Origin of the sequence: Clostridium hydrogenum, from assembly GCF_021432385.1 — a bacterium.
Classification (GTDB): domain Bacteria; phylum Bacillota; class Clostridia; order Clostridiales; family Clostridiaceae; genus Clostridium_S; species Clostridium_S hydrogenum.
The window spans coordinates 1,126,542-1,139,631 of the sequence record NZ_JAEACT010000004.1 but is presented as its reverse complement, the minus strand read 5'-3'; the positions used below and the strand labels follow the sequence as shown (position 1 = coordinate 1,139,631).

The following is a 13,090-nucleotide window of genomic DNA, read 5'->3' as shown; positions in this document are numbered from 1 at the left end:
TGTCATATTAAGGAGGAGTATTATGTTAAAGAAAAAATTAAAAAATTCAATTTTTGCTGTATTGACATTAGGCATTTTAGCTTCAGCAAGTTTAGTTTCAACAAAAGTCTTTGCGTCAACTAATGTTACTGACAATTTTGATTTTTACAATACAAATCTCTGGACAAAGTCTGATGGATGGACAAATGGTGGCATGTTCAATTGTACATGGAGAGCTAGCAATGTAAATTTTAATGGAGGAGCAATGGCACTTTCCGTAACAAAGGATACACAAGGTGGAACAAAACCTTATGCAGGTGGAGAGTATCGTTCTGTTAATAGATACGGATATGGAATATATCAGGTAAACATGAAACCAGCAGCTCATAGTGGCATAGATTCTTCATTTTTTACTTATACAGGTCCTAGTGACAATAATCCATGGGATGAAATTGACATAGAATTCCTGGGAAAGAATACTTCAGAAGTTCAATTTAATTATTTTACAAATGGAGTTGGAAATCACGAACACCTTTATCAATTAGGATTTGATGCATCGAAAAGTTACCATACTTATGCGTTTAATTGGCAGCCAACTTATATTGCGTGGCTAGTTGATGGAAGAGAAGTATATAGGGCAACAAATAATATTCCATCACATGCTGGAAGAATTATGATGAATTTATGGCCTGGAATTGGCGAGGATGATTGGCTAGGGCCTTACGATGGAGTGACACCAGTATATGCATATTATAATTGGGCATCTTATACTTCAAATTAATTAAATAAATTTTTCAATGCACAGTTCACGATGCACAATTCACAATGAAGGAGGATTTTCCTCCGCTTTGCTGCAGAAAATCTTAAAACTTATTTTTTTATTGCTTACGCAATAGCACCATTTATAGTGCTAGGATGAGCTTATAATTTAAGATTTTCCTGACGAAAGTTATTAATATACAAAGTTTTATTTCACTACTATTGAAAGTACTTATATTAAGTTAAAAAACCTACATGGGCTTTACGCCCAAACTCCTAGACTAAGTTTTAGTAATGAAAATATATTCTGCTTGTTGCATTTGGTATTTATAATTTGAATGTTTCAAGTTGTCTATCTATAAAGATAAACCACCTTGAAACTTAAAATTTATTTGTACCAAAGTGCCGTCTTCTGGGCATTATGGTGCACATGAATTTTAATAGTTGAAATGGTTTATCTATATATGGTATGTGAAAAAATTAAGGTATTCTTTTTACGAACTACTATAAGGATTTATATGTAGTATAGTGAAATCTACAGAATACCTTTTTTACATCTGTATATATAATAAATTAGTTTATAGAAAAAATAAATTTATTCTTGACATATTTGCCTTGGCAATATATTCTATGTTTGTATGAGTTAACGATTTCGGAAAACGTTTGCAAAAAATAAACAAATAGGGGTTTAGTTGTAAGCAATTAGGGTGTTTTTATGAAAAAATTTTTACATATTGTGAAAGGGGTCTTAAATTGTGAGAACAATAAAATCGGATGTTAACAGGGTAAAAGGTATTCATAATAAGATGTTTAAAAATTGTGTGGGGTCTGGACGTGCATACGAAGGACTTTTAGCAGAACATCAGAGACATTTGCAAATAATAAAAACAGAATGTGACTTTAAATATTTGAGATTTCATGGTTTGCTGCATGATGATATGGCTGTATACAGTGAAGATGGACAAGGCAATCCAATTTATAATTGGCAATACGTAGATTTACTATATGATCACATTTTAAGTTTAGGAATGAAGCCTTTTGTAGAATTGGGATTTATGCCAAAGGACCTAGCCAGTGGTTCAGAAACTGTATTTTGGTGGAAAGGAAATATAACACCTCCAAACTCTTATGAAAAGTGGAAAAACTTAATACATGAGCTTACAGTGCATTTCACAAGTAGATATGGCCATGATGAAGTTAAACAATGGTATTTTGAGGTTTGGAATGAACCTAATCTTGACGGATTTTTTACAGGAGACATGAAAGAATATTTTAAACTCTATGAAATTACATCAAAAACAATAAAAGATGTAGCTAGCGACTATAGAGTAGGTGGACCTGCTACTGCAGGCTGTGAGTGGATAACTGAATTTATAAATTTTTGCTATAAGGATAAGGTTCCTGTTGATTTTATATCAACTCATATTTACGGTGTAAATGGATTTTTTGATGAATTTGGAATAGAGCAGGTATCCCTTGATCCAAGTCCTGGAGCAATAGTTGATGATGTAGCTAGAGTACATGATCAGGTTAAAAATTCTCCTATACCTAATTTAGAAATACATTTTACTGAATGGAATTCATCATATTCTCAAAGTGATCCTGTTCATGATTCGTACTTTTCAGCAGCATATATATTGTCTAAAGTAAAGAAATTTGAAAATTTAGTTGATTCAATGTCTTATTGGGTATTTTCTGATATTTTTGAGGAACCGGGACCACCAAAAACACATTTCCGCGGAGGTTTTGGATTATTAAATGTACAGGGGCTAAAGAAACCTTCATTTTTTTCCTATAAATATTTAAATAAATTAGGAAATTTAGAGCTTGAATGTGATGATGAGAGCGCATGGGTTTGCAAGGATGATAAGGGTATTCAAATTTTATTTTGGAATTACACTTATACTAAGCCAAAGGATATTCCGGATCAAGTATATTATAGTAAGGATTTACCGGCACTACCTGCGGAAAAGGTTCAATTGTCTGTATCTAATTTGAAGCCAGGTAAGTACCAATTATCAATATACAGCGTAGGGTATAGGCAAAATGATGTATATACTGAATATTTAAATACTGAGTATAATGGAACTATGACAAAAGAACAAATTGCATTATTAAATTCAAAAGCAACAGGTTTACCTGTTATGCAGACTAATATAGTTATTGAAGAAGGAAAAGATTTTGTATATGAACTTGATATAAAACAGAATGATGTTTATTTTGTAACTGTAAATGAATTTTAAAAATGTCCAATAAAACTTATTGACTTTCAAAATGCTTCATATTAAAATAAATTCGGCACAAATGATAAATAAAGTAATAACATATTAATAGAACAAAAAATGAATTAGAAAACTAAATTTGTTTATTATAGATAATGAATGTTTTATCTTTGATGAATAGGGGTTCTTAAATTTGTTTAAGTGACGAAGGAGGATAATTGTGAAGCATTTAAAAATAGCTTGCAGCATGGAAGCTGAAAAATATTTTTCAACTATAAGAGATTTGGTTTTAGTTCAAGATACAGATTATACAGATGTAGCGGCAGTTGTATTAACTGATTTAGATATTGAATTTATTAAGGATATTAATGATACAAAGTTTGGAATTCCCATATTTCTTATTTTAAAAAACAGTGATAAATCAATTGAAAAAGTTTATAGTATAGTAACGGAAAACGAAGTGGATAAAAAGCTTTATTCAAGGGAAATTGAGGATGCAGCAAATCAGTATGAAGAAAGGCTATTGCCGCCATTTTTTGAGACATTAGCTAATTATGTTGAAAAGGAAAATATACAATTTGATTGTCCTGGTCATCAAGGTGGACAATATTTTCGTAAACATCCAGCAGGTAGAGCTTTTTATGATTTCTATGGGAAAAATATTTTTAGGTCAGATATTTGTAATGCAGATGTTGAACTTGGAGATTTGTTAATTCATGAAGGGCCAGCTATGTCAGCTGAAGAGCATGCAGCTAAAGTATACAATGCAGATAAAACTTACTTTATAATGAATGGGACGAGTGCTTCCAATTCTGTTGTAACAAATGCTGTAGTTGCCCCAGGAGATTTAGTTTTATTTGATAGAAACAATCACAAATCAGTATATAATTCAGCCTTAGTTCAATCAGGAGGCAGACCTATATATTTAGAAACTGCACGTAATCCATTTGGATTTATTGGCGGAATAGATGCACATTGTTTTGATGAAAAATATTTAAGAAGTCTAGCGGCAAAAGTTGATGTAGAAAAGTCTAAGGAAAAAAGACCATTTAGACTAGCAGTAATACAACTTGGAACCTATGATGGAACTATTTATAATGCAAGGCAAGTAGTTGATAAAATAGGCCACCTTTGTGATTACATCTTATTTGATTCAGCATGGGTTGGCTATGAACAATTTATACCTATGATGATGCAATGTTCTCCGCTGCTACTTGATTTGAATGAAGAAGATCCAGGAATATTTGTAACACAATCTATTCATAAACAGCAGGCAGGATTTTCGCAGACATCACAAATTCATAAGAAGGATAAGCATATTAGAGGGCAAAAGCGTTATGTAGATCATAAAAGGTTTAATAATGCGTACATGTTACATGCTTCAACTAGCCCATTTTATCCACTATTTTCGGCACTTGATGTTAATGCAAAAATGCAAGAGGGTGAAGCCGGTAAGCGTTTATGGTCAGATTGCATAAAAGTAGGAGTTGAAGCAAGAAAATTAGTTTTTAAAAATTGCTCCATGCTAAAACCATTTATTCCACCAGTTGTAAACGGAAAGAAGTGGGAGGAATATCCTACAGAAGAGATTGCAAATAACATTGAATTTTTCAAGTTTCAACCGGGAGAAAAGTGGCATTCCTTTGAGGGATATGGAGAAAATCAATATTTTGTTGATCCTAATAAGTTTATGCTGACAACGCCAGGAATCAACGCTGAAACTGGTGAATACGAAGATTTTGGTATTCCTGCGACTATTCTTGCAAATTATCTAAGAGAGCATGGAGTTATACCGGAAAAAAGCGATTTAAACTCTATATTATTCTTGCTAACACCAGCAGAAAGCTTAGAAAAAATGAAAAAGCTTGTAGAAGTATTAGTGCAATTTGAAACTTGCATAAAGGAAGATAAGCCATTAAGTGAGGTTCTTCCGAAACTTTATGGCAGGAACGAAGATAGATATAGAGGATATACAATCAAAAGATTATGTAAGGAAATGCATGATTTTTATGGAGAAAATGATGCAAAAACTTATCAAAAGAAATTATTTAGAGCAGAGTATTTCCCAGAGCAGGCAATAACACCTCAAGAGGCTAATTGGGAATTGGTAAGAAACCATGCTAAATTAGTTAAATTAGAAGATATTGTAGGCGAAATAGCCTTAGAAGGAGCACTTCCATATCCGCCGGGTGTTTTCTGTGTTGTTCCAGGTGAAAAGTGGAATACTATAGCACAAAAATACTTCTTAATATTAAGAGATGGAATAAATAAGTTTCCAGGCTTTGCTACAGAGATTCAAGGAGTGTATTTGGAAAAGGAAAATGGCGTTGTTAATGCTTATGGATACGTACTAGATAAGTAAAAGCAGAGTACAAAGTACAGAGTACAATGAAGGATGATTTACCTTTCCTTGCGTCAGGTAAATCTTAAACTTAACTGTTGTCAGCTTTGCCGACAACAGTAATGTCTCGATTACTTACGCAACCGAGGATAAGTTTTAAGATTTTCTGCAGTGAAACGGAAGAAAATCATCCTTCTTTGTACTCTGTACTTTTATCTAAATCTTTAAAATCTGAGTATTAAGGTTTTTCAATATGTATATGATTTTTTTATATTACAAATTAGAATAATGTATAATTTGATATTATGTTATTTATATAGTAAAATGTCAAAATAATGAATAATTTAATATGATTAATATTTTTTGAATTATACGGAGAGGAATTTGGAATATAAGAAAAGGGGTGTAATTGAGTGGCAGATTATATATTACAATCGGAAAATATTTGTAAGTCTGTAGGTGTAGAGAATGAGAAGTTTGAAATTTTAAAGGATATCAATTTTAGTGTTAAAAGAGGCGAGTATGTTGCTATAATGGGTGCTAGTGGAAGTGGTAAAAGTACTTTACTTGGTATATTGGCATGTATAGATAAACCAACAGCAGGCAAAATTACAATTAATCATGTAGATATACAGAAGCTAAATGAGAATAAGTTAACAGAATTTAGAAATGAAAACATAGGTATAGTATTTCAATCATTTAATTTAATTCCTACTTTAAATGTGTAGAGGAAAATGTTGAAATACCTTTATTTTTTTCTAAAAAAGAAATTAATATGTCAAATAAAGCTTGTGAACTAATAAATATTGTAGGATTAGAAAATAAGAAGAAATCATTACCAAAGCAATTATCAGGTGGAGAACAACAAAGAATAGCAATAGCAAGAGCATTAGCAGGCGAACCTAAAATTTTATTTGCGGATGAGCCAACGGGAGCATTGGATAGCAAAAATGGTAAAATTGTTTTAGATATTTTTGATAAATTTAGAAAACAGTATAATATGTCAATTGTAATGATAACCCATGATAGGAACGTAGCGGAAAGAGCAGACAGAATATTATATATGCAAGATGGTACCTTAAAAGAGGCGATGGAAATATGATAACCACAAAACAATTATTTAAGACTTATAATTTTAGTACTTGGAAAAAGAATAAATATCAAATGTTTTTAAGCATTTTATCCATTGCTATATCAGCAGCAATATTATTATCAATAGAACTTATGCTGTCACTTAACAATACTTATATAAATAGCAATGCAATAAATTCTAATGAAGGTGATATTAATATTAATTTACTTGATCAAAGTTTAACTAAATATCAGTTAAAAGAATTAAAGGATTTTAGGGATAAGGGTTATTTTAATTATACAACTATCTATAAGTTTCAAAATAATTTTATATACAACAATGTTTCAAGTACAGTATTTTTAAAATTTGTGGATCCAAATAATTATCCAATAATAAATTCAAGCTACAATTACGGGACAAGTCTTAAAGATAATTGTGTTGTTATAAATAAACAGATAGCAAATAAATTTAATTTAAAAAAAGGTGACGTTGTTTCAATTAAAATTAAAAATTTTCCTAATGATATAAAATTAAAAATATCAGGCATTATTGATACTAACGTAAGTGATGAAAGTATTGTAGGAGTAATTATTATAAATAAGCAAGTATTAAATGACAAAGTAATTAGTAATAAAAGTGGAAATACTTCTGCATCTAATATACTTATTAAAATTAATGAAAAGTACAAGTTAGAAGAAATTGAAAAAAAGATTAATAAAGTATTTAAAAGCAATTGTGAAATAAATACTTACAAAGATATCATTGAACATAATAAGCAAACATTAGATAACGAGAGCAAGGTACTAAATATAATTGAAATAATTGTTATAGTAATAAGCGGAGTAAGTATAGCGGCTACTGTTATTTTACTTAATTTGAAAAGGAAGAAAGACTACATCATTCTAAATATTTATGGGATGAATGAAGAATTGCTTAAAAAGCTTATTTTATACGAGACTTGGATAATAAGCATTGTTGGTAATATATTAGGCATTGTATTAAGTTTTATTGTAATAGGTGTAACTCAAAAATCTATAATGGGTAAAATGAATTTGATTTCGATAATTTCTGCATCCTGGCTGCAAATTATAACCACTATTTTATTTATTATTGTAGAAACCTTTATATTTACTCTATTCGCTATTGAAATAGGCAATAAGGTCAATCCAGCCCATATACTTCGTCAGCAAAAACATAGTATTGAATTTAAAAATAAATTAGCATTACCGTTTTTTAAAACCTTTGTGTTGCTTATGATAAGTTTTGGATTATATATAAAATCCTTACCTATGAGTTGTATGTATATTTTTTCTTTCGGTATTTTTGTAGCACTTATTTTTGGAATAAATTATGTTCTCATAAACGTATCTACTAAAATTAAGGCCAATAAAAATAAGTATATTTTACTTTCAATTAGAAACTTAAAAAGGCAGAAATTAAAATTTTCTATGGAAGCAACTTCACTAACCATTGTAGTGTTCTTATGCGGCGTTATGCTAAATTTATGTTATGGGGTTATTCCAAATATAATGAATCAATATATGATAAATAATAATGGTTATAATACTATTATTCGAACTACGTATAAAGATGAAAATAAAACAAAAACGGTGTTAAATCAAAATAAATTTCAATATATTAAAAGAGCAAGTTCTACAGCAAAATTAATAAGTATTAATGGCAAGAACTTTGAAAATTTTTTAAAAGATAATAATATAAATGCTAGTATGCGGGGGGATTATTTAAATACCTTTAGCAATTTAACTGCTTATGGAGTTGATTTAAATAGTAATGAAATGAATTATTCAATTATTGAAGGCAGAGGACTAAGTAAAAGTGATAAGAATAGTAATTGTGTAGTTTTAGGTAATGAGTTTTCTGGCATGGGTATTAACGTAAATGATAAAATTAACTTTCAGATAAATGGTAAAGCTTTAAAGTTAAAAGTCGTTGGGATAATGAAGAAGAATATCATTACTGGTGGCGATAACTTATATATGAGTTTAAATGCTATGCAAAAAAATGGATTATTAAATGATACAGATAGCGTTTTGCAATATTTGGTGAAAAGTTCTTCAAAGAACGAGAAAAATTTGATTTTTTATTTAAGCAAAGAATTAAAACACGCTCAGGTATTTAGCATCACAGAAGAACTTGATCAATTAAAAGAATACCTTCAAAAGTTGGTGCTCACAGTTGTTGTAATTTGTTTTATAAGTATATTTTCAGCAATATGTTTAATGTCGAACATACTTATAGTTATTAATTATGAGAGAATAAAAGAATTCCTTGTTTTAAAAGTAGTAGGGGCTAAAAATAGGGATATAAGAAAAATTGTAATTATAGAGGGATTTGTAGTAGGCATTATTTCTGGTATTTTGGCAGAATTGATGGAGGAGATAGTAAGCTACTTTTTAATGAGTAATGTATTGTATTCTCAGTATAAGTGCAATATTAATATAATTTTTAGTATGATTTGCATGGCTTTAATCATGGCAATTAGTTCCGCTTTATTTGTTATTGCAAATATGAAGATTGAAAATCATAGTGACATGTTTAGAATCGATTAGCATGCTGAAGATAAAGACTAAAAAAAGCTGTCGCAATAAACTTATTTAATACGTAACTTAAAATTAATGCGAAGCATTAGACCAAAGTACAAAGTATAAAGTACAAAGTACAGTGAAGGATGATTTTCTTCCGCTTTGCTACCGAAAATCTTATAACTTATTTTTGATTGCTTACGCAATCGCATCATTACTGTTGTCAGCAAAGCTGACAACAGTTAAGTTTAAGATTTACCTGACGTAAGGAAAGGTAAATCATCCTTCTTTGTACTCTGTACTTTGTACTTTGTACTTTGAAAAAAGGTTCGCAATATTTATTATTTGTGTCCAAAATAATTTTTATGGGACAGCCCCGTAAAAGCATCATAAACCAGATATAACAGGTGATATATCACGTCCATTCCAAGTTGGACCAACTCCAAGTTCTTCTGGTGAGACATTTTGATAGTGCCCCTTCATGCCTTGTATTTCAATGCTGCCATTTTCGGTAATTGTCACAATAGTGTACAAGCCTTCTTTATATAAAACCATATCCTTTAAATATGGGTATTTATCATGTGTTTCCTTAGAGTAATTAAAATGTTCGAATTCGGGTCCAAGCCATATATAGGACATTGAATTTAAGCCAAAGTAATATGTTTCGCCTATCTTTTTTAGGGAATCTGCATGGTCATGTCCGTTGATACACAAAAGAACTTTCTTTCCTTTGTTGTTTACTTCATCAATCAATTTTCTAATTTCATTTCTGTTATAAACTCCCCTTTTAGCAAATTCATTTTCAAGACTTTGATGAGAAAAGATAACAAAATACTTGCTATTATCAGCTAATTCAGCTTTTAGCCAGTCAAATTCAAAGTCTGGAAGAATGGGATATATGTCTTTTGCTTTATTGTAGTTTCTTTTGCAATAAGGTACGTATCCGTCAGGGGTTTTAATAAAGCAGGTATCTAATACGATAAATTTGACTTCACCATATTTAAAAGAATAATAACTGCTGTTCATTTGAAAGAAATCTAAAACTTTTTCTTTTGGGAACAAATCGGAATCATGATTGCCTATTAAATGATAAATGGGTTTGTGGATACTATTAAGCATATCGAGTAAAAAGTGATTTTCCTTTTTGGGACTACAGAAATCACCAAGCTCAATAATAAAGTCTATATCTATATTTTTTATACCGTTTATGAAATTTCCTAATCGCGTACGGCCATCTGGAATATGGTCATGATGCAAATCTGTAAATATTGCAAATTTAAATTTGTTCATTTTTAGCATTCCCCATTCTACACATAGACCAATTTAAAGAACTTTTTTTCACCCTGTCACTCAGTTCACATAAGTTGTCTATTACTCTCAGTTCAACATTTCTTTTGAATAATTCTTCAAATAAATCAGTAATTGTAAATTTGTTTATAGGGACTTCGGTGTTTTCACTGACGTAGTAACCTGCAATTTCGTCTTGAAGGTGAAAGTTTGAGGTGTTAAATTCGTATAAATATAAGGTCGTATTTTGCATTGTCTTGAACCATTCATATTCTATAGCTACAACATGAGGACAAGAAGACAAAGAAAAAAGGCTTTCTTTATCTTCGATAGATGATTTATTTGTTGAATAGTAGGTGACTCTTGGGCAGTTACGTGGTGTTAAAAAGTTTGGTAAGCATTTCTCTGTTATTGCCCAAACAAGACCTTTAGAATTGTCTATATCTTTTCTATAAGGGATACGTGGTATAAATAGATTTATATCACTTTCTTCACTTACATGAAATAATCTCATTTATTAACCTCCTTCAGCATATCTGCTTTTTCACCAACAGAATATATATATAGCTTGTGAAGTGGACGTGTCATTGCAATATATAAAAGTTTTACGTCAAGTTCATCAGCTGTGTATTGCTTTTTTGATGCATTTGCTACAATTACCATGTCAAATTCAAGTCCCTTGACTAAGTAAGAAGGTATTATTAAAATTCCACCAGAATAGTCATCTTCCTTTTCGTTTACTATTTTAGGTGTAAATTTTGAGTTTTTAAATAAGCGTTTTAATTCTGTGCATTCCTCCATGGTTTTGCAGATGATTGCAGCGGATTTTAGCTTGTTTTTGCTTAGTTCACAAAGATTTTTTTCTATTGCAGTTTTAACTTCGGCTAAAGATTTTTTTTCAAGTACAATAACTGGGTCACCGTGGCGGATTACTGGCTTTGCAAGGGGGAGACTTTTGTTGTTTAAAAACTTTATAACTGAATTTGCAGCCTCCATTATTTCTATGGTGGTTCTATAACTTTGCTCGAGCTTTAATAAATCTGGATCATTTTCTCCAAAGATAAGCTCTGCGGTTTTGTGCCAATCATTAACTCCTCTAAAACTGTAGATTCCTTGGCATAGGTCTCCAAGGATTGTAAAGGAGGGGCTGTTTATTATTTCTTTTAGCACAGAAAACTGAAAGAGGCTAAAGTCTTGGGCTTCATCAATAATTATATGGCGGACATTTATATTTTCATCTAAACCATAAACTAAATATTTGATATACATTAATGGAGCTAAATCTTCAAATTCAACAAGGTTCTTATCTAAAATATCTTTTGAAGTTTTTCGTACAAGTTCTGAAAGTTTGCAGTCTATATAGCTACTATTAAATTTGTTAAATAAGCGTTCATCGTTTATAAATTTATTGTAGTACTCAAGTGGGGATAGAACAGAAATTTTAGATAAATAATTTTTTACAAGTGTTTTTGAGTTTTTCTTTATACTTTTGAGTAAGGCATCTCTTTCATCTATGGTTTTTATTATAATTTGACGTCTTTCAATAGAATCAGGTGCGGCCCTTTTAATATCGTATAATTTAATGTCATAGGAAGCTTCAACTTCTTCTAAGATTCTTAGTTTGTTGTTTAACACGCTGTTTGTAAGGTGTTTTTTTATTTCGTTAATTCTCTTCATAAAGGGCAAGTTCTTATAATCCTCTAAGAATAATTTCCTTATTTCGCTTGCAGAAAATAGCTTAAAGGTGTGGATTTTAAAATCCTCCTTTGGAATAAAGTTATCTTCTATTAGATTTAAAAAGCTTTTTATTGAAGTCTTAAATTCAAGAGAAGATTTAAAATTAGATACTTTTTTTATACCTTCACAATCAAGGCTTTCCCTTAAGTTAACTAGATCTGATAGTTTTTTTGTACTTGGCATTATCTTTAATTTTTTGCCTATAACTTTTTGAGCAAAAGCTTCAAAGGTGGTTTGCCTTACATTTTCAACGCCAAGTTCAGGAAGTACATCGGAAATATAGCTTAAGAAAAAGTTACTCGGTGCTATAATCATAAAATTTTCTGGCTTTAATTTTTTTTCAAAGGTATATATTAAATAAGCAATTCTATGCAGTGCTATGGTAGTTTTTCCGCCGCCAGCAGCACCTTGAACAATTAGAGGTTTCCACATATTTGCCCTTATAACTCTGTTTTGTTCTGATTGTATTGTTGAAACAATGTCCTTCAGCCTGTTATCCTTACTTGAGCCGAGGCAAGCTTGGAGAAAATCGTCATTAGTTGTGATATCAACATCAAAGAAATTTTCAAGCGTACCTTCTTCAATTACATACTGCCTTTTTAATTTAATTTCACCCTTAATATTTCCGTCAGGGCAATTATAGCTTGCAGCACCAATACGTCCATCGTAGTAAAGATTTGATATAGGAGCTCTCCAATCAACTATAAGAAATTCGCCAGTACCTTCGTTTAAAAGTGACATTTTCCCAATATATATTTTTTGAAGATTACTATTAACTTCATTAAAATCTACCCTAGCAAAGTAAGGCTTTAAAATACTTCTTTCAGCACCTTGCATTTTTTGATGAAAACTATCTCTAATAGAAGTACTTAAGGTAACCTGCGTGAATTGTTCCTTATTATCTGGATCAAAATGTTTAAGTTGAGCGTCTATCTGAGAATCTAATGCTTTTTTTTGCTCCGAAATAATTTTATTGTATTCTTTTAAATATTTAATAGTGTAATTAACACGTTTAAGTTCATAGTCGTAATCTGGATGCTTAATCAATTTTATCACCTCGGTTTTAGTCAGAGTACAGAGTACAGAGTACAGAGAAGGAGAATTTTCTGTTGGTACAGAAAATTTGAAATTTAATGGGCTCCGCCCAAAC

9 protein-coding genes are annotated in these 13,090 nt (G+C 30.6%); 6 read left to right on the top strand and 3 right to left on the bottom strand.

The window, feature by feature from the left end:
* The first annotated feature begins 22 nt into the window (after window positions 1–22).
* The 6 genes from bglS (at window position 23) to CUEA01_RS23340 (ending at window position 8,943) form a co-directional block, all read left to right on the top strand.
* Entirely contained in the window at window positions 23–760 is a 738-nt protein-coding gene (gene bglS / locus CUEA01_RS23360) for a beta-glucanase (protein WP_234124703.1), read from the top strand.
* A 733-nt stretch (window positions 761–1,493) separates the two neighbouring features.
* Window positions 1,494–2,981, top strand: coding sequence for a GH39 family glycosyl hydrolase (locus CUEA01_RS23355; RefSeq protein WP_234124702.1), 1,488 nt, complete (start codon window positions 1,494–1,496; stop codon window positions 2,979–2,981).
* Window positions 2,982–3,180: 199 nt separating this feature from the next.
* A complete protein-coding gene (speC, locus tag CUEA01_RS23350; protein WP_329604030.1) occupies window positions 3,181–5,322 on the top strand; it encodes an ornithine decarboxylase in 2,142 nt (713 codons plus the stop codon).
* Window positions 5,323–5,714: 392 nt separating this feature from the next.
* Window positions 5,715–6,029: an ABC transporter ATP-binding protein gene (locus CUEA01_RS25250; RefSeq protein ID WP_329604029.1), complete on the top strand. Its 315-nt coding sequence runs from the start codon at window positions 5,715–5,717 to the stop codon at window positions 6,027–6,029.
* 47 nt (window positions 6,030–6,076) lie between these two features.
* Window positions 6,077–6,403, top strand: coding sequence for an ABC transporter ATP-binding protein (locus tag CUEA01_RS25035; protein ID WP_268906379.1), 327 nt, complete (start codon window positions 6,077–6,079; stop codon window positions 6,401–6,403).
* A complete protein-coding gene (locus tag CUEA01_RS23340) occupies window positions 6,400–8,943 on the top strand; it encodes an FtsX-like permease family protein (protein ID WP_234124701.1) in 2,544 nt (847 codons plus the stop codon). The genes CUEA01_RS25035 and CUEA01_RS23340 overlap by 4 nt, the downstream gene beginning before the upstream one ends.
* Before the next feature lie 360 nt (window positions 8,944–9,303).
* Here the strand turns inward: CUEA01_RS23340 and CUEA01_RS23335 are convergent, their stop codons facing one another.
* The 3 genes from CUEA01_RS23335 to helD are packed head-to-tail and all read right to left on the bottom strand — an operon-like array spanning window position 9,304 to window position 12,996.
* Window positions 9,304–10,206: a metallophosphoesterase family protein gene (locus CUEA01_RS23335; protein ID WP_234124700.1), complete on the bottom strand. Its 903-nt coding sequence runs from the start codon at window positions 10,204–10,206 to the stop codon at window positions 9,304–9,306.
* On the bottom strand, window positions 10,193–10,717 hold the full coding sequence (locus CUEA01_RS23330; RefSeq protein ID WP_234124699.1) for a DUF6886 family protein: 525 nt from the start codon (window positions 10,715–10,717) through the stop codon (window positions 10,193–10,195). The genes CUEA01_RS23335 and CUEA01_RS23330 overlap by 14 nt, the downstream gene beginning before the upstream one ends.
* Window positions 10,714–12,996, bottom strand: coding sequence for an RNA polymerase recycling motor HelD (gene helD, locus CUEA01_RS23325; protein ID WP_234124698.1), 2,283 nt, complete (start codon window positions 12,994–12,996; stop codon window positions 10,714–10,716). The genes CUEA01_RS23330 and helD overlap by 4 nt, the downstream gene beginning before the upstream one ends.
* Window positions 12,997–13,090 lie beyond the last annotated feature (94 nt).